Origin of the sequence: Olsenella intestinalis, assembly GCF_023276655.1 — a bacterium.
GTDB lineage: Bacteria > Actinomycetota > Coriobacteriia > Coriobacteriales > Atopobiaceae > Olsenella_J > Olsenella_J intestinalis.
In genome coordinates this window covers 345,934-372,543 of the sequence record NZ_JALGRK010000001.1, presented here as the reverse complement: position 1 = coordinate 372,543, position 26,610 = coordinate 345,934, and the positions used below count along the sequence as shown (strand labels likewise).

Sequence of the window (26,610 nt, the reverse complement as noted above, 5' to 3'; positions counted from 1 at the left end):
CGCCGTGCGACATGAGGGCATCGTCTCCAAGCTGAGTCTCTGGCAGAAGTGTGCCCTGCTGTCCGGCGGCACCGCGTTCGGCACGAGGGCCGTCGCGTCCGTGGGGCTGCCCGCGCTGCAGTTCGCCGACGGGCCGCACGGCCTGCGCCATCAGGACGAGGGATCCAACCACATGGGGCTGGGCGAGAGTCTGCCCGCCACCTGCTTTCCCACCGCCGTCACCCTTGCTGACACCTGGGACAAGGAGCTCGTGAGGCGCGTGGGCGCAGCCCTTGGGCGCGAGGCCGCCTCGCAGCGCGTGGGGGTCCTGCTGGGGCCCGGGATCAACATCAAGAGGAACCCGCTGTGCGGGCGGAACTTCGAGTACTTCTCGGAGGACCCGTGCCTTGCCGGCGAGATGGCCGCGGCCTACGTTTCCGGCGTGCAGTCGGCGGGCGTGGGCGCGTGCGTGAAGCACTTTGCCGTGAACAGCCAGGAGACGCGCCGACAGGCGTCGGACTCGGAGCTGGACGAGCGGACGCTGCGCGAGATCTACCTTGCCGCGTTTGAGCGCTGCGTGCGAAAGGCGCGGCCCGCGGCGATCATGAGCAGCTACAACCGCGTGAACGGCACCTACGCCAATGAGAACGAGCACCTGCTTGCCGAGATCCTGCGCGGCGAGTGGGGCTTCGAGGGTGCCGTGGTGACCGACTGGGGCGCGTCGAACGACCACGTTGCCGGCGTGCGCGCGGGGTCGACCCTGGAGATGCCCGCGTGCGGGCTGGACTCGGCACGTGAGCTGGAGCGTGCCGTGGAGGCCGGGGTGCTCGACGAGGCCGTGGTTGATGAGCGGGTGGACGAGCTCGTGGAGCTGGTGCTGTCGACGCGCGAGGCCGTGGAGGAGGCGCCCGGTTATGACGAGCTGGAGCACCACCAGCTTGCGCGCGAGGCCGCGGCCGCCGGCATCGTGCTGCTGAAGAACGAGGCGCCCGCCGGCGGCGAGCCGCTGCTGCCGCTTGCGCCAGGCACGAGCGTGGCGCTCGTGGGAGACTTTGCGGCGAACCCGCGCTACCAGGGCGCGGGGTCGTCGCTGGTCAACTGCACGCAGCTCGACACGCTCGAGGGCGCCATCTCGATGTCGGGGCTGCGGCTCGTCGGGTTCGAGCCGGGCTTCGACCGCGCGGGCGCGACGAGCGACGACTCGCTCGCGGCCGCGGAGGTGCTGGCGTCGAGGGCGGACGTGGTGTTGTGCTGCCTCGGGCTCTCGGAGGCCGCGGAGAGCGAGGGGCTCGACCGAGGGAGCCTCGCCCTCGACGAGGGGCAGCTCGCTCTTCTCGCCTGCGTGGCGAAGGCGAATGCGAACGTGGTGGTGCTCTTGAGCTCCGGCGGCGTGGTCGAGTGCGACTGGGAGGACCAGGCGCGCGCGATCCTGTACCAAGGGCTGGGCGGCCAGGCCGGCGCGATGGCCGCGCTCGACGTGCTGCTGGGGCGGACCAACCCCTCGGGGCGCCTGGCGGAGACGTGGCCGCGGCGGCTGGAGGACGTGCCGTGCGCCGACGACTTCCCGGCCGACGGCGCGGTTGCGGCGTATCGCGAGGGCGTCTACGTCGGGTATCGCTACTACCAGACGGCCGGCGTCGAGGTGGCATGGCCGTTTGGGTTCGGGCTCAGCTATACGGAGTTTGACTACGAGGGGCTTGAGGTCGCGTTGGACGCGACGTCGGTGACGCTCACGGTCACTAACGTGGGGCCGCGTGATGGTGCCGAGGTCGTGCAGGTCTACGTGCACAAGGAGGGCGGCGAGGTGTTCGCGCCCGCGCGCGAGCTCAGGGGGTTCGCGAAGGTCGCCCTTGCCGCCGGCGAGTCGCGGCGCGTGACGATTGATTTGGGCGAGCGTCCGCTTGCGTACTACAACGTGCGGGCCGGCGGCTGGGAGGTCGAGGGCGGCGCGTACGAGGTCGGCGTCGGCCCCTCGAGCGCGGAGGTGCTCCTCTCGGCGACGGTCGAGGTCGAGGGGACGGATGCGCCGAACCCGTACGAGGGCCTCGAGATCGAGAGCTACCGCACGGGGCAGGTGCGCCACGTGGGGGACGACGAGTTCGAGCGGCTGCTGGGGCGTTCGCTTCCCGACGGGAGCGTGCGCCTGGACCGCAACCTCTGCCTGCGCGATGCGCGACGTGGGCTGAGCCCGCTGTTCTGGGTCGTGTCTGCCGCGTTGGGGCGCGCGTCGAGGAGGCTCGGCGCGGACGGACGCCCCAGCCTGGGGCCGCTGTTCATCTACAACATGCCGCTCAGGGCGATCGCCAAGAGCGCGGGCGGGCTCGTCTCGATGGGGATGGTGGACGCGCTCGTGCGCGAGGTGCGCGGTTGGGGCCTTGCCGGCGTCGCCGCGGCCGTCGCGGTGTGGCTGGCGATGGGGCGCGCACCGGGGCTTGCCGGCGTGCTCGCGCTCGCGTGGCTTGCGTGGTTCCTGCTGCCGCTTTTGGGCGCGTTCGCGGTCAACGCGGTGCGGAACGCCCGCGGTGAGGCGCGGCTTGCCCGCGATGGCGGGGAGACGCGCTCGGCCTTCGCGCTGTGGTGTGAGCGTCACCAGGGGCTCTGGGAGTTCATCAAGTTCAACGTGCTCAGCAACATCTCGACGGCGACGCGCTTCGTGTGCACGTGGGCGGGCACCGCCGTCTTCGTGGGCGCGCTCGGCATGACGCAGCCGTTCTCGTTCTTGTTCTTCGACTACACGGCCGCGAGCTCCGGTGGGCTCGGGGCCTTCGTCACGTTCCTGATCGCCGAGGTCGCTGCGCAGGTGGTGAACTTCTTCGTGCAGATGAAGTGGGTCTTCAAGTCCACGGCCGACTTCGGTCGTGCGGCGCCGAAGTTCGCCCTGCTCGCCGTGCTGATCGTCGTGGTGAACCTCGTGCTTCCGGGGCACGTCTCCAACTTCTGCCAGACGACCTTCGGCATGGAGGCCGGCCTCTCGAACACGATCGCCTCGGCCGTCAACACGCTGCTCGCCGTCATCGTGAGCTTCCCGGTGCTGAAGTTCTGGATCACGCCCGACACGCCGTCCGATGGCGGCGGTGCGGACACGGGTGGCGACGGCGAGGCGTAGCGCCCCGACGCGCGACCGCACAACGCCCCGAGGCGGCTTTTCGCCGCGCGAATTCCTGGAGTTTACAAGGGGCCGCCGGGCGACGGGGGCTGTTTCCTGCGGGTATGTGCAGTTGATTTCGGCTCGCAAAATATGGTGGAAATAGACGAGCGCGGGCACTACATTTTGTATTACTGTGTCTCTGTGCGTGTCTGCCGCGCCGCCCTCCGAAGGGAAGGCGAAGCGTCCGGCGCGCATCCGCGCTCTTCTCGCAGGGCGGGGCACAAAAAGACAGTGGCGCGTTTCGGCTTCATCGGATGTTGAGGAGTGTGCGGCATGCAACAGGCTTGGGACGGTTTTGTCGGCGGCAACTGGGAGCGCGAGATCGACGTTCGCGACTTCATTCAGCGCAACTACACCCCCTACGAGGGCGACGAGTCGTTCCTCGCTGGCCCGACCGAGGCGACCAACAAGCTGTGGGGCGAGGTGATGGACCTCTTCGCGCAGGAGGCGGCCGCCGGCGGCGTGCTGGACATGGATACCAAGGTCGTCTCGACGATCACGTCGCACGGGGCGGGCTACATCGACAAGCCCCTCGAGAAGATCGTGGGCCTGCAGACCGAGCGCCCCCTCAAGCGCGCGCTGATGCCCAACGGCGGCATCCGCATGGCCGTGCAGGCGTGCCGCGACAACGGCTACGAGGTCGACCCCGAGGTCGTCGACTTCTACACCAACTACCGCAAGACCCACAACGCCGGCGTGTTCGACGCCTACACCGACGAGATGCGCGCCTGCCGCCACTCGCACATCATCACGGGCCTGCCCGACGCCTACGGCCGCGGCCGCATCATCGGCGACTACCGCCGCGTCGCGCTCTACGGCGTCGACCACCTCATCGAGCAGAAGCTCCACGAGAAGGACGACACGCACAAGATCATGGACGAGGCGACGATCCGTCACCGCGAGGAGCTGGCCGAGCAGGCCCGTGCCCTTGCGGAGCTGAGGAAGCTCGGCGAGATCTACGGGCTCGAGCTGAACCGTCCCGCGAGCAACTTCCAGGAGGCCGTGCAGTGGCTCTACATGGGCTACCTGGCCGCCGTGAAGGAGCAGAACGGCGCCGCCATGTCCATCGGGCGCAACACCACGTTCCTCGACATCTATGCCGAGCGCGACCTCGCGCGCGGCACGTTCACCGAGAGCGAGATCCAGGAGATCGTCGACCATCTGGTGATGAAGCTCCGCATGGTGAAGTTCGCGCGCACGCCCGAGTACAACTCGATCTTCGCCGGCGACCCGCAGTGGGTCACCGAGTCGATCGGCGGCATGGGCGTCGACGGCCGCACCATGGTCACCAAGTCGAGCTTCCGCTGGCTGCACACCCTCGAGAACATGGGCACGAGCCCCGAGCCGAACCTGACGGTCCTGTGGTCGACGCGCCTGCCCGAGGCATTCAAGCGCTACTGCGCCAAGATCTCGATCGCCACGAGCTCGATTCAGTACGAGAACGACGACCTCATGCGCGTCTACCACGGCGACGACTACGGCATCGCGTGCTGCGTGAGCTCCATGCGCATCGGTAAGGAGATGCAGTTCTTCGGTGCCCGCGCCAACCTCGCCAAGTGCCTGCTCTACGCCATCAACGGCGGCCGCGACGAGGTCACGGGCGCACAGGTCGCCCCGCGCTTCCGTCCCGTCGAGGGCGAGTACCTCGACTACGACGACGTCATCGTCAAGTACCGCGACATGATGGAGTGGCTCGCCGGCGTCTACGTGAACGCGCTCAACATCATCCACTACATGCACGACAAGTACTGCTACGAGCGCATCGAGATGGCCCTGCACGACGAGCACGTGCACCGCTGGTTCGCCACGGGCATCGCCGGGCTCTCGGTCGTGGCCGACTCGCTCTCCGCCATCAAGTACGCCAAGGTCAAGGTCGTTCGCGACGAGACCGGCCTCGTGACCGACTATGTGGTTGAGGGCGACTTCCCCAAGTACGGAAACGACGACGACCGCGTCGACGCGATCGCCCACGACGTCGTCGAGCGCTTCATGAAGTACGTCCGCGAGGTCCCCACCTACCGCGGTGCGGTCCCCACGACGTCGATCCTGACCATCACCTCCAACGTCGTCTACGGCAAGAAGACCGGCAACACCCCCGACGGCCGCCGCGCCGGCGAGCCCTTCGCCCCGGGCGCGAACCCCATGCACCGTCGCGACACCCACGGCGCCGTGGCGTCGCTCGCCTCGGTCGCGAAGCTTCCGTTCAAGGACGCGCAGGACGGCATCTCCAACACGTTCTCGATCGTGCCCAACGCCCTCGGCAAGGGGGAGGACGTCATGTTCTCCGGCGCCGAGCTCGACCTCGGCTCGGTCGACTTCAAGGTCGCCGACTTCACCCTCGAGAACGCCGTCGACTGCGCGTGCGAGGCCGACGCCTCCGCGCGCGAGGACGCCCTGGACCGTCGATAACGAGCGCCCCGTGGCGCGGAAAGGAACTCACATGACCACAGCAGACGTCGCCCCCTCCCAGGTTGACAACCTCGTGAGCCTCATCGACGGGTACGCCGAGAAGGGCGGCCACCACCTGAACGTCAACGTCTTCACCAAGGAGACGCTCCTCGACGCCCAGGAGCACCCCGAGAAGTACCCGCAGCTCACGATCCGCGTCTCCGGCTACGCGGTCAAGTTCAACTCGCTCACGCGCGAGCAGCAGAACGACGTCATCTCGCGCACCTTCCACGAGTCGATGTAGAAGCGCGCGTGACCGCCGAGAAGAGCATGGCACCTGGCAGCGACCCTCTCGCAATTTGCGGGAGGGTCCATTCCGTCGAGACCTTCGGCACGGTCGACGGCCCCGGCACGCGCCTGGTCGTCTTCCTCCAGGGCTGCCCGATGCGCTGCGCCTTCTGCCACAACCCCGACACGTGGGGGTTCGGGCGTGCGGGCGCCGGCGACGCCGGCGGGCCCGGCCGCGACATGAGCGTGGCCGAGGTGCTCGAGGCCTTCGAGCGTAACCGCCCCTTCTACCGCACGGGCGGCATCACGCTCACGGGCGGTGAGCCGTTGGCCCAGCCCGACTTCGTCGGCGCCCTGTTCGAGGCCGCGCACGCCTCACCCGCGGGCCGCATCCACACCTGCCTCGACACCTCCGGCGCGACCTTCGACCCCGCGCGGCCCGAGCGCTTCGAGCGCGCCCTTGCGAACACGGACCTGGCTCTTCTCGACATCAAGCATTCCGACCCGGCGGGCCACGTCGAGCTCTGCGGCATGGAAGGCGAGCGCACCCTCGCGCTCGCAGTCGAGCTCTGCCGCAGGCGCATTCCCGTGATCGTCCGCCACGTCGTCGTGCCCGGCATCACCGACGCGCGCGAGGAGCTCGAGGGCGTCGGTCGCCTCATTGCGCGCTGGGACAACGTGGTCGGCCTCGACGTGCTGCCGTACCACACGATGGGCGTCGCCAAGTACGAGCGCCTGGGCATCCCGTACCCCCTGGCCGGCGTCGAGCCCATGGACGCCTCCCGCGCCCGCGAGCTCCGTTCGACGATCCTCGCCGCGCGCGAGCGTGCGCGTGCCGCCCGCGGCTAGCCTGCCCTCCCGTGCTCGGTCCGGGCTGCTATATCGCAGGACACGAAGAGCGAAGGTCGCCTGCTGACATGCGGGTGGCCTTCGCTACTCCTGAAAGCATGATGGGGAAATCCGAAAATACTGATGGGGAAATCTGAAATACACGCTGGGAACTTTTGAAAAATGAGGCAAGCTCCGGTTCGGTTGCCTGAATGGCCCTGCCCCCTTTCTCATCACCCAAAAGGGTAAAGCGACGGTATCCCAGTTGTCCTATTCGACTGAATAGTATAGTATTTTCAGTAAATTCGTACCCTAAAGATGCGAGGTGACATGCAAGCCATCATAGACCTGGCCAAGGCAAACGGCGGGCTGGTGACGACTTCCCAGGTGGTCGGCGCCGGCATTCCCCGCGCCCGCATCTCGGACATGGTAAGGGCGGGCGAGCTCGAGCGCGTCCAGCGCGGCGTCTACTGCCTGGCGGACGCCTGGGAGGACGAGTTCCTCGCAACGCAGCTGCGCTTCCCCAAGGGCATCTTCTCAGACGGCACGGCGCTCTTCCTGCACGGCTACACCGACCGCACACCCTTATACCTCACGATGACCTTTCCGCGCTCGTACCGTGCGACCAAGGTACGCGAGAGCGGCGTCGAGGTGAGGACGTGCGCCGACGAGGTGCTCGACCTCGGCCTCGCCACCGTCAGGACGAGCTACGGCAACGAGGTGCGCGCATACGACCTGGAGCGCACCCTCTGCGACGTCGTGCGCGGGCGGCGCGTCGTGGACGTGCAGGTGGTAAACCCGGCCATGCGGCAATACGTCCGCAACAGCGCCCGGGACGTCCAGAAGCTGCTCGGCTACGCACGGGCGCTCGGGGTGGAGAAGAAGATACGCAACTACCTGGAGGTGCTGCTGTGAGGACGAGGAACGCCATGCAGCTCAAGGCCTACATACGCAACCGGGCGAGAGCCGAGGGCGTCCCGCCCCAGCTTTTGATGCAGCATTACCTTATCGAGCGATTGCTGGAGCGCATCTCGCTCTCACGCTGGCGCGACGATGTCGTCGTCAAGGGCGGCATGCTCATCAGCTCGCTGGTAGGCGTGGACAGGCGCAGCACGAAGGACTTGGACACGACCGTACGAGGCTTCCCGCTCACCCACGAGAATGCCGAGCGGGCCTTCCGGGAGATCGCGGCAGTGGAGGCCGACGACGACTTCTCCTTCGAGTTCGTCCGCACCGAGGACATACGCGAGACCGACGACTACCAGGGCATCCGCGTGCACCTGCTCGCCAACTACGAGAAGATGAGCTCTCCCGTCACCGTGGACGTGACCACGGGCGACAGGATCACACCAGAGGCAATCGAATTCCGCTACCCGCTGCTGTTCGACGACCGCACCATCACCATAATGTCGTACCCGCTCGCCACCACGCTGGCGGAGAAGCTGGAGACCGTCATAAGCCGCAGCGTGGCCAACACGCGCCCGCGCGACTACTACGACCTGCGCATGCTGTGGCTCACGAGGGGCGACGAGGTTGACCTGGGAGTACTCAGAGAGGCCCTTACGGCCACCGCCGAGAAGCGTGGGTCGCTCGCTGCGATGGGCAACTACCGCACGGTGATGGTCCAGGTGGCTACCGATGCCGGGATGCTCGGACACTGGGCCGCCTACGTACGCGGGCACCCATACGTCGGAGACATGACGCTTGAGGAGACGTGCGACACGATCGTGGAGATCATGGAAGCCATCGGCTGGTAGGGTGTCTTGCGGCGCGACTGGCGCCTTTTGCCTTGCCGTCCCCGTTAGCCAGCCGTCCTGGCGAGCTCGACCTCGTCGTCGTAGACGGCCCCCGTGACCGCGAACCCCTTCTTCTCGTAGAGGCTCAGCGCAACGGCGTTGTCCTTGTGGCAGGTGAGGGCGACGCGGGGCGAGTCTCCGAACGGCCTGGTCCGTATGTAGGCGATAACCTGGTCGAGGGCATCGCTTCCGTACCCGCGCCCCTGCTCCGCCTCGTCTATCACCATGTGCCAGATGTCATACTCGGGGATGTCCCAGTCGTAGACGACCATGACGTAGCCGACCATCCTCCCGTCGGCGTAGATCCCGAACGGCTGGCACTGGTCTCGGTAGACGTAGGCCTGCGCGAGGCTGCGTATGGGGTGGGAGACCCACTCCTCCTGCCCCGGCGCGAGGTTGAGGTTGAACGCGTCGACGAAGTTGTCCTCGGTTATGGGCTTGAGTTCGACCAATGGGTTCCTCCGCAAGCGTCTTCGACGTCCGATGCTCGACGTCAGGGCCTTCAGGGCTATGCCGCCACAAATGGTGCCACAGACGGTCCCCGAAAAGGAGCGCTGTTTTCTGTGAAAGAGTAGTGTGCCGAAAACCTCGACACACCACTATTTACCTGCGGAGACGATGCGTTTCGAGTCAAATAGTGAGAGACTGTCTTGCCCTTCGTTTTAATCCCACACGATTGTGCATGAGCGATTTACCCAAACGAATTTCACCGAAATCTATTTCGGTGAAATTGATTTAGGTAATCGCAACACCAGCAGACGACCCATGTTGCTGCGAACTGCACCTGTTCGGGCCGTGGCGCCCGCATTCCTCGCGCACCCCGCCGAGCCGCCCTGCGCACCCCCGCCGCCGCGGGTATACTTGTCAGTCATACGACCAGTTACCACGGGGGCAAGATGGAATCGCTTTACAGGAAGTACCGTCCGCAGACGTTTTCCGACGTCGTGGGCCAGCAGCACGTCGTCTCGACGCTCGAGCACGCCGTCCTCGAGGGGCGCACGAGCCACGCCTACCTCTTCTGCGGGCCGCGCGGCACGGGCAAGACCACGATGGCGCGCATCCTCGCGAAGGCGCTCATGTGCGAGAAGGCCCCCGGCCAGCTGCCCGACGGCACGTGCGAGCAGTGCAAGCTGATCGCCGCCGGCGAGCACCCCGACGTCTACGAGCTCGACGCCGCGTCGCGCACCGGCGTCGACAACGTGCGCGAGGAGATCATCAACCGCGTCAGCTACGCCCCCGTGCGCGGCAGCTACAAGTTCTACATCATCGACGAGGTCCACATGCTCACGACGCAGGCGTTCAACGCGCTGCTCAAGACCCTCGAGGAGCCGCCCGAGCACGTCGTCTTCGTCCTCTGCACCACCGACCCGCAGAAGATCCCCGAGACCATCCTCTCGCGCGTCCAGCGCTTCGACTTCCGCGCGATCGGCAACGCCGACATCGAGGCGCACCTCGAGGACGTCTGCATGCAGGAGGGCTTCACCTTCGACAAGGCCGCGCTCGACCTCGTCGTCCGCCACGCCCGCGGCGGCATGCGCGACGCCCTCTCCACCCTCGAGAAGCTCTCCGTCTTCGGCGACGGCACCATCTCGATCGACTCCGCCCAGGACCTCCTCGGCGAGGTCTCCGGCTCCATGCTCGTGAGCGTTGCCTGCGCAATTGCCGAGAGGAACGTGGCCTCGCTTTTCGGCGCAGTCGGGGAGCTCGTCTCCTCTGGCCGCGACCTGCTCCAGTTCACGCACGAGCTCTCGGGTCACCTGCGCGATGTCTACGTCGTGTCTGCCGTGGGCCCCAAGCCCGGCGTCGTGGACGTCTCCGAGGAGGAGCTCCAGAACCTGAAGGACGAGGCGCTCGCCTTCGGCTCCGTTGACCGCATCTCCCGCGCGCTCGCCGTCCTGGGCGACGCCGCCAACGAGATGCGCACGGCCACCAACCAGCGCCTCGTGCTCGAGATCGCGCTCACGCGCCTCGCGCGCCCCAAGAGCGACCTCACGATCGACTCGCTCGCCGACCGCGTGAGCCAGCTCGAGCGCCGCATCTCCGAGCTCGCCGCCAACGGCGTGCCCGCAGCCCCCGCGGCTGCTCCCGCTCCCGCCGCCGCCCCCGCCGCCGCCCCTGCGCCCGCACCGGCCCCGGCTCCCGCGCCTGCTCCCGCTCCCGCTGCGGCACCTGCGCCCGCACCGGCCCCCGCGCCCAAGCCGGCACCCACTCCGGCCCCGGCTCCCGCTCCGGCACCCAAGCCCGCTCCGGCTCCGAAGCCCTCGCCCGCGCCCAAGGCGGCTCCTGCCCCGGAGGCGGCCGCCCCTGCGCCGAGCACCCCTGCCGTGACCGACGGTGGAGAGCTCCAACGCAAGTGGAAGCAGGTCATTGATGGCCTCATGCGCAAGGACCGCGCGCGTGGCGCTCTCATCACGAACTCCACGGCCATGTCTGACGACGGCGAGTCGCTCACCATCAACCTCCCCAACGGGTCGCTCTTCTCCGTTAAGATGCTCGAGCGCGCGGACGTCCGTGCGATCATCGACCCGGTCGTCGCGTCCGTCTTCGGTCGCAGGGGACTGACCTTTGTCGAGTCGAGCCTGCAGGCGGCGAACATCGCACACAGGCCGGCGGCACCTGCCCCGGCTCCGGCACCCGCACCCGCGCCTGCCCCGGCACCTGCGCCGGCTCCCGCGCCCGCGCCTGCCCCTGCGGCCGCGCCGAGCGGCGAGGCCATGCCGTGGGACGACGTGCCTCCCTACGAGGAGGTCCCGTATGACGACGCGGCGGCTGCGCCCTATGCGGAGGAGGAGCCCTCGGCTCCCGCGCCTGAGCCCGCACCTGCCCCTGCTCCCAAGCCGGAGCCCACGCCCGAGCCTGCGCCTGCTCCGGCTCCCAAGCCCGAGGCGGCCCCGGCACCCAAGCCCGAGGCGGCCCCGGCACCCAAGCCCGAGGCGGCCCCGAAGCCCGCGCCCGCTGCGAAGCCGGCCGCGCCGGCCCCGTCGACCCCGGCTCCCGCCGAGGCCCAGGAGATCCTGGACATGCTCTCCAACGTCTTCGGCGGAGAGGTCACCATGAGCGTCGAGCACAAGGGGGACGCAGAGTAGCGAGCCCGTCCGACGGCGCCTTGGCAGGTTTGCTGGTTTGTCGCCGACGGCCGCGATTCGGCACGTAAGAGCCGTATCATGAGATGTTGTACGTGGCCGCCCCGGCGGCCTGGAACGTAAGGAATCACTCCCGTAAGGAGCGCCCGCATGAACATGCAGCAGATGATGAAGCAGGCCCAGAAGATGCAGAAGCAGCTTGCCGAGGCCCAGGACAAGCTCGGCGACATCGAGGTCTCCGCCTCCGCCGGCGGCGGCATGGTCAAGGTCACCGGCACCGCCGACATGAACATCACCTCGATCACCATCGACCCCGAGGCCCTTGACCCCGAGGACGTCGACATCCTCCAGGACACCATCCTCGCGGCCGTCAACGAGTGCCTCTCGAGCGCCCAGGAGGCTGCCAACCAGCAGCTCGGTGCCGTCACCGGCGGCATGAACATCCCGGGCCTCTTCTAGGAAGGGCCATCTCGATGGGGGAGTTCAGGGACGGACGGGCGCTCCAGCGCCTTCTCGACGAGCTGGGCAGGCTTCCGGGCATCGGCCCGAAGTCCGCTCAGCGCATCGCTTACTACCTCCTGGCCGCCGACGTCGAGACGGCGCGTCGCCTCGCCGACGCGATCCTCGACGTCAAGCAGCAGGTTCACTTCTGCCCCATCTGCTTCAACTACGCCACGCGCGAGCACTGCGACGTGTGCGACGACGCATCCCGCGACCGCAGCTCGATCTGCGTCGTGTCGGAGCCGAGGGACGTCACCGCGATCGAGAGGACGGGCTCCTATCACGGCCTGTACCACGTGCTCGGAGGCGTCATTTCTCCGATGGACAAGATCGGCCCCGAGCAGCTCCACGTCAAGGAGCTGCTCGGCAGGCTTTCGGACGATTCCATCAAGGAAGTTATACTTGCAACGAACCCAGACGTGGAGGGCGAGACGACGGCGACGTACCTGTCTCGCACCATCCGCCCCCTGGGCGTCGAGGTGACGAGGCTGGCGAGCGGTTTGCCTGTCGGTGGCGACCTCGAGTATGCTGACGAGGTGACGCTCGGTCGCGCGATAGAGGCGCGACGGGCGCTGTAGCCTAAACGCACCAGCTGCCAGACGAGGAGGTCTGACATGAGTCAGAACACGAGAGGCGACGATCTCACACCGCGTCACGGCCGCCATGCCGCGCACGACGGCAGCCCTCGTGCCCCCAGGCGCGCCGCGGGCGCGCGGCCGGGTTCGCACTTCGCAGGCGCGACCACGTCGAACTACCAGCACTACGCTCGCACCAACACCTTCGAGTCTGACGAGATAGGGGAGCAGGACGCGCCCCGCCCCGTCCTCGACCCGGCAGCCACCGGCTCGTTCCAGCGCATCGAGGCGGGCATGGGCGCGACGGTCGAGAACCGCAGCAACGTCAGCAGGATCTCGCCGAGCTCGACCGCCTCGTGGTCGAACATGGGCGGCGCGGCCGGCAACCGCCTGCAGGGACGAAACCGCCCCCAGGTCGAGAGCAGGGCCCCCAAGGCCAAGACCAACGTCAAGGTGTTCGCCGTCATCGGCGTGGGTGCCGCGATCGTGGTGGCCGTCGTCCTTCTCGTCGCGGGAACCCTCCTGAAGCCGAGTGACAAGTCGCAGGGCTCGACCGTCGTCGAGCAGACCCAGACCGACGCGAGCCAGGCCATCAGCTACCGCGGCATCTCCTACAAGCTCGAGGCGCAGCAGGACGGCAAGTACGCGCTCGTGGGCTACGCCGACGGCGCGAAGGACGGCACCGTCTACTTCACCTTCGAGGGCACGCCGGTGCAGCTCGTGCTCTACAACGGCGCGCTGATCATCCCCGAGAACCTGAGCGACTCCTGGGACGTCCTGGGCTACACCATGGGCGCAGGCGCCCTGCCCACGCAGGTCGTCAACGCCGAGGGCGAGGCGATCACGGGCAAGGGCAAGATCGCCCACGTGGAGCTGGCCAGCCCGAACCTCATCATCACCGACGAGGCAGGCGCCAAGGTCACGGTGCCTTTGAGCTAGCTTGTGGGAGAGCGGCCTCGCGCGAAGTTGTGCGCAACTAGTGGAGACGGAAATTCTTCCGATTTCGCTAGACAAGAGAGGCCTCGGGCGTGTATATTAACTCCCGCACTGATGCACGGGGTATTAGCTCAGCTGGTTAGAGCGCCGGCCTGTCACGTCGGAGGTCGCGGGTTCAAGTCCCGCATATCCCGCCATGAATGCTCAGCCACGGCTTCGGCCGTGGCTTTTTTTGTGCCGTGATTCTGCCTTCCAACAGGGTGGTTTCGCGTCTATTACGAAGCGCTAACGCGAGACGCTTAGTCACCTTGATATGTGACCGCTGCTGTATAATTCATCGCGGCCGACCGAGCGGTCGGCGCATCACTTGGAAGTCCCGGATGCGAGTCCGGCGAAGGCGGAAGGGGGCCCATGAACCTGGCTGACGAGTACAGCGAGCAGAATCGCGCTCGCCTTGCCGTGTTCGACTTTGACGGCACCCTCATCTCGGGACAGTCGGGCTTCCTGCTCTTCCGCTACCTGCTCTCCCGCGGCTTCCTGACGGCCACGCAGGCCTCGCGCCTGAGCTGGTGGGGCATCCGCTATGCGACGCACCTGCCCAAGCGCCAGGAGGAGCCGCGCGAGATCATCTTCTCCGCGCTGGCGGGACGCACCCCCGAGGAGGTCGGCCGGATCATGGACGACTTCTACGAGACCGTGCTCAAGGAGCGCTACCGCGCCCTGGGCAAGGCGGAGGTGGAGCGCAGGCGCCGCGAGGGTTGCGTCACGCTGCTCGTCTCGGCGACGTTCGCGGACATCGCGCAGCGCGCGGCGCGCGACATGCACTTCGACGGCGTTGTCGCCACCGACATGCGCCGCGACGAGAGTGGCCTCTACACCGGCGAGGTCGAGGGCGAGGTCGTCGCGGGTCCGCAGAAGCGCGTGGTCGTGGAGAAGTGGGCCGACGAGCACATCGGCGAGGGCAAGTGGACGATCGCGTACGCGTATGGCGATCACTATACGGACCTCGCTCTTCTCGGCAAGGCCGAGAAGCCCTTCGCGGTGAGCCCGGGCCGCACCCTGAGGAGGGCCGCCCGCAGGCTGGACTGGCCTATCGTGGACTGGCGGTAGCTGCTGGCCGCACGACTGTCGTTTGATCGTTTGAGTTTGGAGAAAGGTTTTAGCAGTGGATATCTCGCGCAAGACAGACTACTCGCTGAGGATGCTTTCCGAGCTCGTCAAGAGCGACGGTGGCATCGTTTCCGTTCGCACCGCCGCCGAGAAGAACGGCATTCCCTACTCGTTCGCGCGCTCGATCCAGCATGACCTGGTTCGCGCCGGGATCGTCGAGAGCATGCGCGGCTCGCACGGCGGCATGCGCCTGGCTGTGGACCCCAAGAAGGTCACCATCAAGACGATCATCGAGGCCGTTCAGGGCCCCGTGTACGTGGCGACGTGCTCGGAGTGCGGCGAGGACGGCGGCCCGTGCCCGTTCCGCCCCGAGTGCCACTTCAACCCGATCTGGTGCGAGGCCGAGCGCATCCTCGAGGTGTACTTCAACTCGGCGACCCTGTACGACGTCGTGGTGGACTTCAAGCACCCGGTGCTCGAGCGCGGCAACGAGTTCGTGCTCGTGGGGCCGGAGTCGAAGCGCCCCGACGTGCCGAGCGCCCGCTAGGGGAGCCGTGGCCAAGAACGTGATGTGCCCGCCCGACGGGGCGGACCTGGAGCGCCTGCGTGCGACGGTTCTCGCGCGCGGGCGCGAGCTCTATCGCGACCTGCCGTGGCGGCGAACGCGCGACCCGTACGCGATCTGGGTCTCCGAGGTCATGCTGCAGCAGACGCAGGTGGCGCGCGTGGACGGGCGCTGGCAGCGCTGGCTCGAGCGGTTCCCGACCGTGGACGCGCTGGCCGCGGCCGACGCGGCCGACGTGCTGGAGGAGTGGCAGGGCATGGGCTACAACCGCCGTGCGCTCGCGCTGAGGTCGGCGGCCGAGGCGGTCTCGGCCGCGGGCGGCGTGATGCCGCGTGACGCCGAGGGCCTCGTGGCGCTGCCGGGGATAGGTCCCGCGACGGCCGCGGGCATCCGGGCGTTCGCCTACAACGAGCATGCCGTATACCTCGAGACCAACGTGCGCTCCGTGCTGATCCACGAGCTGTTCCCCGGTGTCGACGGGGTCTCTGACAAGGAGCTCGTGCCCATCGTGGACGCCACCTGCCCCGCAGACGACTCAGACCCCACGGACGACCCGCGAACGTGGTACTACGCTCTTCTCGACTACGGGAGCCACCTGAAGCGGACGGTGGGCAACCCCTCCAGGCGCTCGAAGTCGCACGTGCGGCAGTCGCGCTTCGAGGGGTCGCACCGCCAGAAGCGCGCGGAGCTCGTGAGGATCCTGCTCGACCGGCGGGCGATGGGCGACGCGACCGTGGCAGAGCTGGCGCGCGACCTGAGCGACGTGGAGCGCTCGGCGGGGCGCGACGCGCTTTCCGAGGGCGACGTCGCCGCGATTCTGGAGGAGCTCGAGCGCGAGGGGTTCTGTCGCCGAAATAATGGTGCCTGGCGCGCCTAGGGCGGGTACCATGGTGACATGTATCCGCGCGGCGAGAAGGCGCCGCGCCATGAGAGAGGGGTTAGCATGGCAGTTGACTTTGAGAGCTCCCAGACGAAGAAGAACCTCGAGGCCGCGTTCGCGGGCGAGAGCCAGGCGACCAACAAGTACGCCTACTACGCCAGCAAGGCCAAGAAGGAGGGCTACGTCCAGATCTCCAACATCTTCAGCGAGACCTCGGGCAACGAGCGCGAGCACGCCAAGATGTGGTTCAAGTACCTCCACGACGGCGCCGTGCCCGACACCCTGACCAACCTCAAGGACGCCGCCTCCGGCGAGAACGACGAGTGGACCGACATGTACCCCGGCTTCGCCGCCACCGCCGAGGAGGAGGGCTTCACCGAGATCGCCGCCAAGTTCCGCATGGTCGGCGAGGTCGAGAAGCACCACGAGGAGCGCTACCTCAAGCTCGTCGAGCGCGTCGAGAAGGGCGAGGTCTTCGAGCGCGAGGGCGTCAAGGTCTGGAAGTGCCTGAACTGCGGCCACCTGCACGTCGGCCCCAAGGCGCCGGAGCTGTGCCCGGTCTGCCTGCACCCCAAGTCCTACTTCGAGCAGCAGGCGGTCAACTACTAAGGGCGACCGCGACAGAGATCGCATGTGGGGCGGGTCCGGAGAGTCCGGGCCCGCCCCTCTCATGTCGCGCGCATGCGAACGCTCGCGCACCCGCCGGCCGCACAGACCGAGTGCAACCTAGGCGTCGGCCTTCCTGTTCAGGTTCACGAAGCGGGCGAAGCCCTCGACCGACCAGTCGTTCCAACCCTCGGTGTCGCCCACGTTCTTGAAGATGCAGGTGGGCACCTCGCCGAGGGCAAGGTTCTTGCGGATGCAGCCGTCGCAGCCGAAGCCGGGCTTGTCGGCGTTCTTCGGGTTGTTGGGGTTGTGCGGGCACGCAAGGTCCCCGCAGGTGCAGAAGTGGCTCTTCTCGTCAGCCATGCTCTTCTCCCATTCTCATCGCTTGGCCTTGGGCTTGAACCATCGGTTGGGACGTCCGGCCGACGGGCAGATGTCGGCCAGCGGGCAGGCGTCACACGTGGGCCTCTGCGCGGTGCAGGTCTCGCGGCCGAAGTGGATCCACTCCTCGTTGACGTTCTCCCACAGGTTGCGGTCGATCACGTCCAGCAGGTCGCGCTCGGCGGCGTGCGGCGTGGGCGCGCTCGTGAGGCGCAGCCGCGTCGCGATCCGGTAGACGTGCGTGTCCACGGCGATACCGTCGACGATCCCGAATGCCTTGTTGAGCACGATGTTCGCCGTCTTGCGCCCGACGCCGGGCAGCCTCGTGAGCTCCTCCATCGTGCGCGGGACCTCGCCGCCATAGTCGGCGACGATCATCTGTGCGGTCTCGACGCAGTGCTGGGCCTTGGCGCGCCAGAACCCGATCGTGCGAATGACCTCGCCGACTTCCGCAACGTCGGCCGCGGCCATCGCCTCGGGCGTCGGCCAGCGCCGGAAGAGCTCGGGCGTGACCTTGTTCACCGCGGCGTCGGTCGTCTGCGCCGACAGCAGCACGCAGATCACGAGCGAGAACGCGTCGGTATAGTCCAGCGCGCTCTGGGCGCCGCCGTAGAGCTCGCCCATGCGCCGGCAGACCTCGCGGGCCCGCTCGCGCTTCGCGCGCTTCGACTCCCTGGCCATGGCGACCTCCCTCAGGACGCGGGGGAGAAGAGCCTGCCCCCATGCTCGATGCCGCTAAGGATAGCGCACGCGCCCGCTCGCCCGATGCGTCCGCGACCTTCTGTCGGCGGCCGCGAGGCACGTCCCTCGCGCCTGACGTGTCCGCTTGCGCGTGCACCGCGAGCCGCACGCGCAATTGGTCGAACCTGTAACCAAACATGAGTCTCCACGGCACGACGGATGCAATAGAATGGAGACTACGTGGTGATGCATGCCACAAATTTCATTACCAACGGGCCACAGATGTCGGGGGAAGATCTATGGGCAATCGCATTGCTGATCTGACGCTAACCAATGAAGACCTTTATATGTTCGCGGGCGGCAACTGGTACCGCAGCTACGAGAAGATGGGTGCCCACCCGGCCGTCGATGGTGGCACCAAGGGATACGAGTTCGCGGTCTGGGCTCCCGACGTCAAGAGCGTCCGCGTCATCGGCGAGTTCAACGGCTGGGACTCCGAGGCCAACTACCTCACGTGCACCAAGGACGGTGGCGTCTGGCACGGCTTCATCCCCGGCGTCGTCGAGGGTCAGCTCTACAAGTACCTCATCGAGACCAAGATGGGCGACCTCCTCTACAAGGCCGACCCCTACGCCTTCTACGCGGAGTGCCCGCCGGGCACCGCGTCGCGCACGGCCGACATCTCCGGCTACAAGTGGAGCGACAAGAAGTACATGACGCAGCGCTCCAAGACCGACTTCATGAAGCAGCCGCTCAACATCTTCGAGGTGCACCTCGGCAGCTGGAAGCGCCACGACGACGGCCTGGCCGGCAACGGCGACCCTGACTCCGACGAGCACAGCGGCTCCTACCTCACCTACGACGAGCTCTCCGAGGAGCTCGTGAGCTACGTCAAGCGCATGGGCTACTCCCACATCGAGCTGATGCCCGTCATGGAGCACCCCTTCGACGGCTCCTGGGGCTACCAGGTGACGGGCTACTTCGCCCCCACCTCGCGCTACGGCAACCCCAAGCAGTTCAAGCACTTCGTCGACGCCTGCCACAAGGAGGGCATCGGCGTCATCCTCGACTGGGTCCCCGGCGGCTTCTGCCGTGACGAGCACGGCCTCGTCCACTTCAACGGCGAGAAGCTCTTCGAGAAGGAGGAGCACCCCAACTGGGGCACCTTCAAGTTCGACCTCGGCCGCGGCGAGGTCCAGAGCTTCCTGATCTCCAACCTCCTCTACTGGATTGACGAGTACCACGCAGACGGCATCCGCGTCGACGGCGTCACCTCGATGCTCTACCTCAACTTCGGCATCGATGACCCCCGCCTCAAGAAGTTCAACGAGAAGGGCGGCGAGGAGGACTTCGTCTCGATCAAGTTCGTCCAGCGCTGCAACGAGATCGTCGGCACCTACAACCACGACGTCATGATGATCGCCGAGGAGTCCACGGCATGGCCGCTGGTCACCTATCCCATCGACGACGGCGGCCTCGGCTTCCACTTCAAGTGGGACATGGGCTGGATGAACGACACCCTCCACTACATGCAGACGGACTTCCCGTACCGTCCCGGCAACCACAAGCTGCTGACGTTCTCGACCATGTACCAGTTCAACGAGAACTTCGTGCTGCCGCTCTCGCATGACGAGGTCGTGCACGGCAAGTGCTCGCTCATCACACGCCAGCCGGGCGACTACTGGCGCCAGTTCGCGGGCATGCGCTCGCTCGCGCTCTACCAGATGACCCACGCCGGCGCGAAGCTCAACTTCATGGGCAACGAGATCGCCCAGTTCATCGAGTGGCGCTACTACGAGGGCATCCAGTACTTCCTCGCCAACGACTACGAGAACCACCGCTACCAGCAGGCCTTCGTCGCGGCGCTCAACAAGTTCTACAACGAGAACCCCGCGCTCTGGCAGAGGGCCTACACCTCCGACGGCTTCGAGTGGATCGACGCCGACAACGAGGACCAGTGCATCATCTCGTTCGTCCGTCACGGCGACGATCCCGCCGACGACGTGGCGGTCATCCTCAACTTCGAGGTCAACCCCCACGAGGAGTTCCGCATCGGCCTGCCCAAGGCCGGCCGCTGGGTCGAGGGCTTCAACTCCGACGCCATCGAGTTCGGCGGCTCCGGAGTCACCAACGAGGGCGTCACCTTCGAGACTGAGGACGTGCCCTGGAACATGCGCGACCAGTCCTTCAAGCTGAGGGTCCCGCCCCTTGGCGGCGTCGTCCTGAAGTACGCCGGCCCGCTGCCCAAGAAGGCCGCCAAGAAGACGACCGCCAAGAAGACGACGACCAAGAAGGCCGCCACCAAGAAGACGACCACGAAGAAGGTCGCCGCCAAGACGACCACCAAGGCATCGACCAAGAAGGCGACGACCAAGGCGACGACCAAGGCAGCCGAGAAGAGCACGGCCTCGGCGAAGAAGACGGCCACCAAGAAGACGGCCGCCAAGGCTGCGGCAAAGCCAGCCGCCAAGCCGGCCGCCAAGAAGGCGACCACCAAGGCAGCCGCCAAGCCGGCTGCCAAGAAGACGGCGACCAAGACGACCGCCAAGGCTGCGACCAAGAAGGGCAAGGCATCCCAGAAGTAGCGTCCGCGTAATCTCGGCCGCGGGCCACGCTCGGGCCACTACACGAAGGAACAGCATGCAGAAGAAAGCTCAGCTCTTTACCAGCAAGGAAGACTTCATCAACCAGTACCGCGAGGAGTGCGAGAGCCTTCTCTCCAAGAAGTACGACGAGCTTCAGCCCCAGGAGCGCTACTACGTCCTGGCCAGCCTCATCGCAAGCAAGGCCAAGAACTTCAAGGTCGACGCCAAGAAGGGCGACAAGTCCGTCTACTACTTCTCGCTCGAGTTCCTCATCGGGCCCCTGCTCGACAACTACCTGCTGAACTTCGGCATCCGCGACATCGTCAAGGAGGGCTGCGCGGAGCTGGGCACCACGCTTGACGACCTGATCGCCTGCGAGGCCGACCCTGGCCTCGGCAACGGCGGCCTCGGTCGTCTCGCCGCCTGCTTCCTCGACTCGATGGCGGCTCTCGGCATCAGCGGCCACGGCAACGGCATGCGCTATCGCTACGGCCTCTTCAAGCAGGAGATCGAGGGCGGCCGCCAGGTCGAGAAGATGGACAACTGGCTCGAGCACGGCTTCCCCTGGGAGACGCGCAAGAACGAGAGCTCCGTCCTCGTCACCTTCGGCGGCCAGGTCGTCCGTCACCAGGACGGCGAGCGCTTCTGGTTCACCCAGGAGGGCGGCGAGGTTATCAAGGCCGTCCCCTACGACGTGCCCATCATCGGCTACGAAGGCAAGACCGTGAACAACCTGCGCCTGTGGAGCGCCGAGCCCGCCGAGGAGAACTTCGACCTCGACGCCTTCAACGCCGGCGACTACGCCAAGGCCATGAAGTTCCGCTCCGACGTCGAGGCCATCTCTCAGATCCTCTATCCCAACGACGCCGGCGAGCACGGCAGGATCCTGCGACTCAAGCAGGAGTACCTGTTCGTCTCCGCGGGCCTTCAGACGATCCTGCGCTCGTTCGAGAAGAACTACGGCGAGAAGTACGGCGACAAGCTCTGGGAGCATCTCTCTGACCACGTGTGCATCCACACGAACGACACCCACCCCGCGATGTGCGGCCCCGAGCTCATGCGCATCCTCGTTGACGAGAAGGACGTCGACTTCGACCTCGCATTCAAGATCGCCCGCGCGACCATCTCCTATACGAACCACACCGTCATGCCCGAGGCGCTCGAGAAGTGGCCGATCAACACCTTCCGCGAGCTGCTCCCCCGCCTCTACATGTTCATCGAGGAGATCGACCGCCGCTACCGCGACACCTTCCCGCACGACCGCGACAACTGGCAGGAGGAGCTCTCTCAGACCGCCATCCTCTGGGACGGCCAGGTCCGCATGGCGAACCTCTCGGTCATCTTCTCGCACTCGGTCAACGGCGTCTCCGCGCTGCACACCGGCATCCTCGAGGCGAGCACGCTGCGCAGCTTCTACGAGCTCAGCCCCGAGCTGTTCAACAACAAGACGAACGGCATCTCGCACCGCCGCTTCCTCGGCAACGCGAACCCCAAGTACGCTCGCCTGATCTGCGACACCATTGGCGACGGCTGGCTCTCCGATGCCACGCAGCTCGAGAAGCTCGAGAAGTACGAGGAGGACCCCTCCTTCGTCGAGGAGTTCCACAAGGCCAAGGCCTGGGACAAGCAGCGCCTCGCCGACTACATCAAGGAGACGACCGGCACCGCGCTCGATACCAACATGGTGTTCGACGTCCAGGTCAAGCGCTTCCACGCCTACAAGCGCCAGCTGCTCAACGTCTTCAAGATCCTCGACCTCTACAACAGGATGCTTGCCGACTCCTCCTTCCAGCCCCGTCCCACGGCGTTCATCTTCTCCGGCAAGGCCGCCCAGAGCTATGACTTCGCCAAGGAGGTCATCCGCCTCATCAACTCCGTCGCGGATGTCGTGAACAACGACGCCCGCGTCAACCAGACGCTCCGCGTCGCCTTCGTGCCCAACTTCGCGGTCTCGAGCGCTCAGCTCGTCTACCCCGCGGCCGAGATCTCCGAGCAGATCTCCTGGGCCGGCTCCGAGGCGTCCGGCACCTCCAACATGAAGCTCATGATGAATGGCGCAATCACGCTCGGCACCTACGATGGCGCCAACGTCGAGATCTGCGACCTCGTGGGCGAGGAGAACATCAAGATCTTCGGCCTGCGCACCGAGGAGGTCGACGCCCTCAGGGCCGGCGGCAACTACTGGGCGCGCGACCTCTATGATCGCGACCGCCAGCGCCTGGGCCGCATCGTCGACGAGCTCGTCGACGGTACGCTCGCGCACCTTTCAGGCAACTTCAACAGCATCATGGACGAGCTCCACGTCAACAACGACCACGACCTCGTCCTCAAGGACTTCTACTCCTACGTCGACGCGTGGGAGGAGCTCACTGAGTTCTACGGCGACCGCGACGCATGGGCGAAGGCCGCAATCCATAACACGGCATGTTCGGGTTACTTCTCCAGTGACCGAACCATCCGCGAGTACGCTCGTGATATTTGGCATATTGATGCCTAGGGGATAAGAGAAGCTAAGGGGGATTTTCATGGGCAAGAAAGAATGCATCGCGATGCTTCTTGCCGGCGGCCAGGGCAGCAGGCTCGGCGTTCTGACGAAGAACGTCGCCAAGCCCGCAGTCTCGTTCGGCGGCAAGTACCGCATCATCGACTTTGCGCTTTCCAACTGCGCAAACTCGGGAATCAACACGGTGGGCGTGCTCACCCAGTATCGCCCGTACCTGCTTCACTCGTATCTGGGCACCGGTGGTGCCTGGAACCTCGACGAGACCGATGGCGGCGGCGTCGCCATCCTCCCGCCGTACGCCACGCAGACCGGCGGCGCCTGGTACGCCGGAACGGCTGACGCCGTGACGCAGAACATCGGCTTCATCGAGACGCATGATCCCGACTACGTCCTCATCCTCTCCGGCGACCAGCTCTACAGCATGGACTACCAGAAGATGCTCGAGAGCCACAAGCGCCACAACGCCGACCTCACGGTCGCCGTCATGCCCGTCCCCTGGGAGGAGGCCTCCCGCTTCGGCATCATCACGCAGGACGAGGACGAGCGCATCGTCAAGTTCACCGAGAAGCCGGACAAGCCCGACTCCAACCTCGCCTCGATGGGCATCTACATCTTCAGCACCAAGCTGCTCGTGGAGACCCTCAAGGAGGACGCCATCGACCAGCAGTCGGAGCACGACTTCGGCAACGACATCATCCCGAAGCTCCTCGCCGACGGCAAGCGCCTCTACACCTACGAGTACAACGGCTTCTGGCGTGACGTCGGCACCATCTCCAGCTATCACGAGACGAGCATGGACCTGCTCGGCTCCAACCCTGACTTCGACCTCTACGCGACCGACGACGCCCCCATCATGAGCAACGCCGGCACCAAGCCGCCCGCCTACATCGGCCCCAACGGCGAGATCGACGACTGCCTGGTCGGCAACGGCTCAAGCATCTACGGCCGCGCCACGCACTCCATCATCTCGACCTCGGCCTACATCGGCGAGCGCGCCGTCGTGGAGGACTCCGTCCTTCTGCCCGGCGCCGTCGTCAAGGACGGGGCCCACATCGTCCGCGCCATCCTCGGCGAGCGCTCGGTCATCGAGGAGGACGTCGTCCTCGGCAGCGTCGACGAGACGAAGGACACCGTGGTCATTGGTAATGACGTTGTTGTTGGAAAGGGGGAGGAGTAGGAATGGAGAAGTACCTCGGCTTCATTACGGCAAATTACTCCACCAAGTATCCGAGTGCCATCACCGAGTCGCGTCCGGTCGCTTCCGCGCCGTTCCTCGGCCGCTATCGCGTGGTCGACTTCGCCCTCTCCAACATGGTGAACTGCGGCATTCGCACCGTGGGCATGGTCATGCCCTACAACTACCGCTCGCTCATCGACCACGTCGGGTCCGGTCGTGACTGGGGCCTCAACCTCAAGAAGGGCGGCCTCTTCATCCTGCCCGGCTCCGCGTTCGGCACCTCTCGCACCGGTTCGCGCTTCCTGCTTCGCGACCTCGAGCACAACAAGGTGTTTCTCGAGCGCGGCAACTCAGAGCTCGTGATCCTGTCGTCGGCGAGCTTCGTCTACAACATGGACTACAACGACCTCGCCGACGCGCACCTCGCCTCCGGGGCCGACATCACCGTCCTCACCAAGACGGCCACCAGGAAGGACGCCGACGTCACCGCCTTCAAGCTCGAGGACGGCCGCGTCAAGGGCGTGCACCACGGCGTCGAGCCCGGCGACACCGCCTTCCTCGACTGCTTCGTGATGAGCCGCACGTTCCTGCTGCAGCTCCTCGACTGGTACGAGCAGACCGACTACCTCGACCTCTTCGAGGCCATGGCAGCCGACTTCGAGCGCGTGAACGTCCGCACGTTCGACTTTGCGGGCTACGCCGCGCCGATCTTCAACAAGGACGTCTACTTCAAGGCCAACATGGACCTTCTCGACCCCAAGATCTCGGCGGAGCTCTTCCCCGAGGGTCGCGAGATCAAGACCAAGGCCCACGACAACGCGCCCGCCAAGCTCGAGCTCGGCTCGCACGTGCGCAACTCGCGCATCTCCGGCAGCTGCCGCATCTATGGCACGGTCACCAACTCCATCCTCGGCCGCAACGTCCTGGTCGAGCCTGGCGCCGTGGTGAACAACGCCATCGTCATGCAGTCCTGCATCGTGCGAAGCGGCGCCCACATCGAGTACGCCGTCGTCGACCGCAACAACGAGGTGCCCGCCGACATCGAGGTCAAGGGCACTCCCGAGGCGCTGTTCATCAAGGAGAAGGCCGCAGAGTAGGGAAGAGCTATGGCTAACCAAGGCAGAAAGATCAAGGTACTCTTCGCGTCGTCAGAGGCCGTGCCCTTCGTCAAGACGGGCGGCCTGGCGGACGTCGCCGGATCGCTTCCGCGCGCGCTCAACCAGAAGGGCGCCGAGGTGTCGGTCATCATGCCCAAGTACTCCGCCATCCCCCAGGAGTACCAAGACCAGATGAAGCACATCGCCGAGTTCTACGTCCCCCTGGCGTGGCGCAGCGTCTACTGCGGCATCGAGAAGCTCACCTATCAGGGCGTGAACTTCTACTTCGTCGACAACGAGGCGTACTTCAAGCGCGACGGCATCTACGGCTACTTCGACGACGGCGAGCGCTTCGCCTTCTTCTCGAAGGCCATCTGCGAGGCCATCCAGTACCTGCCCGAGCTGCAGGTCGACGTGCTCCAGTGCAACGACTGGCAGTGCGCCATGGCCTCGGTCTTCCTGCGCGAGTTCTACCAGTCCATCGAGGCCTGCCGCCACGTGAAGACGATCTTCACCGTCCACAACGTGAAGTTCCAGGGCCAGTTCGGCGACGACGTCCTGTCGGACATCCTCGGTCTCGCCGACAACCCCACCGCGGCAGGCCAGCTCTACTGCGACCGCGTGTCGGTCAACTACATGCAGGGCGCGCTCCTCTACTCTGACATGATCACCACGGTCAGTCCGAGCTACGCCAACGAGCTGCAGATGCCCTTCTACGGCGAGGGGATGGACGGCATCTTCCGCCGTCGCTCCGACTCGCTGCGCGGCATCCTCAACGGTATCGACGTCGACCTCTGGAACCCCAAGACCGACAAGATGATCGAGTACAACTACTCGGCCGGCAAGATGGCCAACAAGGCCAAGTGCAAGGCGGCGCTCCAGCGCGAGTTCGGCCTGGCCGAGGACCCCGAGCGCCCGCTCGTGGTCATGATCGGCCGCCTGACCACGCAGAAGGGCCTGGGACTCGTCCGCTACGCCATGAACCGCCTGATGGAGCGTGGCGTCCAGGTGGCCGTGCTCGGCACCGGCGACAAGGACCAGGAGGACGCGTTCAAGTACTTCGACTGGACCTACGGCGACCAGATGTGCGCGCGCATCGCCTTCGACAACGCGCTGTCGCACCGCATGTACGCCGGCGGCGACATCCTGCTCATGCCGTCGGAGTTCGAGCCGTGTGGCCTGTCGCAGATGATCGCCATGCGCTACGGCACGCTTCCCGTCGTGCGCGAGACCGGCGGCCTGCAGGACAGCGTCGTGGCGTACAACAAGTACACCGGCGAGGGCACGGGCTTCCGCTTCGCGAACATGAACGCCGACGAGATGGCCAACACGCTGCTCGAGGCCTGCGAGGTCTTCTGGACCGAGAAGGACGTCTGGAAGCAACTGCGCAAGCAGGCCATGGAGACCGACTTCAGCTGGGGTCGCGCCGCCGACGAGTACCTGGACATCTACTATGGTCTCCACCCGGAGATCGAGCGCTAGACCTAAGGATCGGAGAGGGAT

The 26,610-nt window shown here is 66.2% G+C and carries 22 protein-coding genes and 1 tRNA gene; 20 read left to right on the top strand and 3 right to left on the bottom strand.

Annotation, left to right across the window (positions count from 1 at the left end):
• Positions 1-4 precede the first annotated feature (4 nt).
• The 6 genes from M5D76_RS01485 to M5D76_RS01460 all read left to right on the top strand — a co-directional run bounded on the left by M5D76_RS01485 (position 5) and on the right by M5D76_RS01460 (position 8,388).
• On the top strand, positions 5-3,085 hold the full coding sequence (locus tag M5D76_RS01485) for a glycoside hydrolase family 3 C-terminal domain-containing protein (RefSeq protein WP_248921628.1): 3,081 nt from the start codon (positions 5-7) through the stop codon (positions 3,083-3,085).
• Positions 3,086-3,400: 315 nt separating this feature from the next.
• On the top strand, positions 3,401-5,536 hold the full coding sequence (gene pflB, locus M5D76_RS01480; protein ID WP_248921627.1) for a formate C-acetyltransferase: 2,136 nt from the start codon (positions 3,401-3,403) through the stop codon (positions 5,534-5,536).
• Between the two features lie 31 nt (positions 5,537-5,567).
• Positions 5,568-5,819, top strand: coding sequence for an autonomous glycyl radical cofactor GrcA3 (grcA3, locus tag M5D76_RS01475; protein ID WP_283102004.1), 252 nt, complete (start codon positions 5,568-5,570; stop codon positions 5,817-5,819).
• 26 nt (positions 5,820-5,845) lie between these two features.
• Positions 5,846-6,652 (top strand): pyruvate formate-lyase-activating protein, encoded by an 807-nt coding sequence (pflA, locus tag M5D76_RS01470; protein ID WP_248922343.1) that lies wholly within the window; start codon positions 5,846-5,848, stop codon positions 6,650-6,652.
• 309 nt (positions 6,653-6,961) lie between these two features.
• Positions 6,962-7,546, top strand: a complete 585-nt coding sequence (locus tag M5D76_RS01465) for a type IV toxin-antitoxin system AbiEi family antitoxin domain-containing protein (RefSeq protein WP_248921626.1) — start codon at positions 6,962-6,964, stop codon at positions 7,544-7,546.
• Positions 7,543-8,388 carry a nucleotidyl transferase AbiEii/AbiGii toxin family protein gene (locus M5D76_RS01460; RefSeq protein WP_248921625.1) on the top strand — a complete coding sequence of 282 codons (846 nt, stop codon included), beginning with the start codon at positions 7,543-7,545 and terminating at the stop codon, positions 8,386-8,388. Before M5D76_RS01465 ends, M5D76_RS01460 begins: the two co-directional genes overlap by 4 nt.
• A gap of 44 nt (positions 8,389-8,432) precedes the next feature.
• Here the strand turns inward: M5D76_RS01460 and M5D76_RS01455 are convergent, their stop codons facing one another.
• Positions 8,433-8,879: a GNAT family N-acetyltransferase gene (locus M5D76_RS01455; protein WP_248921624.1), complete on the bottom strand. Its 447-nt coding sequence runs from the start codon at positions 8,877-8,879 to the stop codon at positions 8,433-8,435.
• Positions 8,880-9,323: 444 nt separating this feature from the next.
• Here M5D76_RS01455 and dnaX point away from each other — a divergent pair, with 444 nt between their 5' ends.
• The 9 genes from dnaX (at position 9,324) to rbr (ending at position 16,686) form a co-directional block, all read left to right on the top strand.
• Positions 9,324-11,513: a DNA polymerase III subunit gamma/tau gene (gene dnaX, locus M5D76_RS01450; protein ID WP_248921623.1), complete on the top strand. Its 2,190-nt coding sequence runs from the start codon at positions 9,324-9,326 to the stop codon at positions 11,511-11,513.
• 147 nt (positions 11,514-11,660) lie between these two features.
• On the top strand, positions 11,661-11,969 hold the full coding sequence (locus tag M5D76_RS01445) for a YbaB/EbfC family nucleoid-associated protein (protein WP_248921622.1): 309 nt from the start codon (positions 11,661-11,663) through the stop codon (positions 11,967-11,969).
• A 14-nt stretch (positions 11,970-11,983) separates the two neighbouring features.
• Positions 11,984-12,589 carry a recombination mediator RecR gene (gene recR / locus M5D76_RS01440; RefSeq protein ID WP_248921621.1) on the top strand — a complete coding sequence of 202 codons (606 nt, stop codon included), beginning with the start codon at positions 11,984-11,986 and terminating at the stop codon, positions 12,587-12,589.
• 36 nt (positions 12,590-12,625) lie between these two features.
• Positions 12,626-13,525 (top strand): hypothetical protein, encoded by a 900-nt coding sequence (locus tag M5D76_RS01435; RefSeq protein ID WP_248921620.1) that lies wholly within the window; start codon positions 12,626-12,628, stop codon positions 13,523-13,525.
• 117 nt (positions 13,526-13,642) lie between these two features.
• Positions 13,643-13,719, top strand: a tRNA-Asp gene (locus M5D76_RS01430).
• Between the two features lie 214 nt (positions 13,720-13,933).
• Positions 13,934-14,632, top strand: coding sequence for an HAD family hydrolase (locus M5D76_RS01425; RefSeq protein ID WP_248921619.1), 699 nt, complete (start codon positions 13,934-13,936; stop codon positions 14,630-14,632).
• 55 nt (positions 14,633-14,687) lie between these two features.
• On the top strand, positions 14,688-15,179 hold the full coding sequence (locus tag M5D76_RS01420; RefSeq protein ID WP_248921618.1) for an RrF2 family transcriptional regulator: 492 nt from the start codon (positions 14,688-14,690) through the stop codon (positions 15,177-15,179).
• 22 nt (positions 15,180-15,201) lie between these two features.
• Positions 15,202-16,074, top strand: a complete 873-nt coding sequence (locus M5D76_RS01415) for an HhH-GPD family protein (protein ID WP_248922342.1) — start codon at positions 15,202-15,204, stop codon at positions 16,072-16,074.
• Positions 16,075-16,140: 66 nt separating this feature from the next.
• Positions 16,141-16,686, top strand: coding sequence for a rubrerythrin (gene rbr, locus M5D76_RS01410; RefSeq protein WP_248921617.1), 546 nt, complete (start codon positions 16,141-16,143; stop codon positions 16,684-16,686).
• Positions 16,687-16,803: 117 nt separating this feature from the next.
• Here rbr and M5D76_RS01405 read toward each other — a convergent pair whose 3' ends face one another.
• Together M5D76_RS01405 and nth are read right to left on the bottom strand one after the other, a co-directional pair.
• Positions 16,804-17,046 carry a DUF6485 family protein gene (locus tag M5D76_RS01405; RefSeq protein ID WP_248921616.1) on the bottom strand — a complete coding sequence of 81 codons (243 nt, stop codon included), beginning with the start codon at positions 17,044-17,046 and terminating at the stop codon, positions 16,804-16,806.
• Positions 17,047-17,061: 15 nt separating this feature from the next.
• Positions 17,062-17,745 (bottom strand): endonuclease III, encoded by a 684-nt coding sequence (gene nth, locus M5D76_RS01400; protein WP_248921615.1) that lies wholly within the window; start codon positions 17,743-17,745, stop codon positions 17,062-17,064.
• 299 nt (positions 17,746-18,044) lie between these two features.
• On the opposite strand from nth, the gene glgB reads away from it, so the two are divergent.
• Genes glgB through glgA form a run of 5 tightly spaced genes read left to right on the top strand, consistent with a single transcriptional unit; the run spans position 18,045 to position 26,589 of the window.
• Complete coding sequence (gene glgB / locus M5D76_RS01395) at positions 18,045-20,330, top strand: 1,4-alpha-glucan branching protein GlgB (protein ID WP_248921614.1); 2,286 nt, start codon at positions 18,045-18,047, stop codon at positions 20,328-20,330.
• A 55-nt stretch (positions 20,331-20,385) separates the two neighbouring features.
• Positions 20,386-22,827 (top strand): glycogen/starch/alpha-glucan phosphorylase, encoded by a 2,442-nt coding sequence (locus M5D76_RS01390; RefSeq protein ID WP_248921613.1) that lies wholly within the window; start codon positions 20,386-20,388, stop codon positions 22,825-22,827.
• 28 nt (positions 22,828-22,855) lie between these two features.
• Positions 22,856-24,010 carry a glucose-1-phosphate adenylyltransferase gene (locus M5D76_RS01385; protein WP_248921612.1) on the top strand — a complete coding sequence of 385 codons (1,155 nt, stop codon included), beginning with the start codon at positions 22,856-22,858 and terminating at the stop codon, positions 24,008-24,010.
• 2 nt (positions 24,011-24,012) lie between these two features.
• Positions 24,013-25,107, top strand: coding sequence for a glucose-1-phosphate adenylyltransferase subunit GlgD (gene glgD, locus M5D76_RS01380; protein ID WP_248921611.1), 1,095 nt, complete (start codon positions 24,013-24,015; stop codon positions 25,105-25,107).
• Positions 25,108-25,116: 9 nt separating this feature from the next.
• Positions 25,117-26,589, top strand: coding sequence for a glycogen synthase GlgA (gene glgA / locus M5D76_RS01375; RefSeq protein ID WP_248921610.1), 1,473 nt, complete (start codon positions 25,117-25,119; stop codon positions 26,587-26,589).
• Positions 26,590-26,610 lie beyond the last annotated feature (21 nt).

Bases quoted from the DNA above. Each gene is read 5' to 3' on its own strand.
- M5D76_RS01390 (WP_248921613.1), top strand. From the start codon at position 20,386: ATGCAGAAGAAAGCTCAGCTCTTTACCAGCAAGGAAGACTTCATCAAC.
- nth (WP_248921615.1), bottom strand. From the start codon at position 17,745: ATGGCCAGGGAGTCGAAGCGCGCGAAGCGCGAGCGGGCCCGCGAGGTC.
- M5D76_RS01445 (WP_248921622.1), top strand. From the start codon at position 11,661: ATGAACATGCAGCAGATGATGAAGCAGGCCCAGAAGATGCAGAAGCAG.
- glgA (WP_248921610.1), top strand. From the start codon at position 25,117: ATGGCTAACCAAGGCAGAAAGATCAAGGTACTCTTCGCGTCGTCAGAG.
- M5D76_RS01405 (WP_248921616.1), bottom strand. From the start codon at position 17,046: ATGGCTGACGAGAAGAGCCACTTCTGCACCTGCGGGGACCTTGCGTGC.
- M5D76_RS01415 (WP_248922342.1), top strand. From the start codon at position 15,202: ATGTGCCCGCCCGACGGGGCGGACCTGGAGCGCCTGCGTGCGACGGTT.
- glgB (WP_248921614.1), top strand. From the start codon at position 18,045: ATGGGCAATCGCATTGCTGATCTGACGCTAACCAATGAAGACCTTTAT.
- M5D76_RS01425 (WP_248921619.1), top strand. From the start codon at position 13,934: ATGAACCTGGCTGACGAGTACAGCGAGCAGAATCGCGCTCGCCTTGCC.
- glgD (WP_248921611.1), top strand. From the start codon at position 24,013: ATGGAGAAGTACCTCGGCTTCATTACGGCAAATTACTCCACCAAGTAT.
- pflA (WP_248922343.1), top strand. From the start codon at position 5,846: ATGGCACCTGGCAGCGACCCTCTCGCAATTTGCGGGAGGGTCCATTCC.
- rbr (WP_248921617.1), top strand. From the start codon at position 16,141: ATGGCAGTTGACTTTGAGAGCTCCCAGACGAAGAAGAACCTCGAGGCC.
- dnaX (WP_248921623.1), top strand. From the start codon at position 9,324: ATGGAATCGCTTTACAGGAAGTACCGTCCGCAGACGTTTTCCGACGTC.
- pflB (WP_248921627.1), top strand. From the start codon at position 3,401: ATGCAACAGGCTTGGGACGGTTTTGTCGGCGGCAACTGGGAGCGCGAG.
- M5D76_RS01465 (WP_248921626.1), top strand. From the start codon at position 6,962: ATGCAAGCCATCATAGACCTGGCCAAGGCAAACGGCGGGCTGGTGACG.
- recR (WP_248921621.1), top strand. From the start codon at position 11,984: ATGGGGGAGTTCAGGGACGGACGGGCGCTCCAGCGCCTTCTCGACGAG.
- M5D76_RS01435 (WP_248921620.1), top strand. From the start codon at position 12,626: ATGAGTCAGAACACGAGAGGCGACGATCTCACACCGCGTCACGGCCGC.
- M5D76_RS01385 (WP_248921612.1), top strand. From the start codon at position 22,856: ATGGGCAAGAAAGAATGCATCGCGATGCTTCTTGCCGGCGGCCAGGGC.
- grcA3 (WP_283102004.1), top strand. From the start codon at position 5,568: ATGACCACAGCAGACGTCGCCCCCTCCCAGGTTGACAACCTCGTGAGC.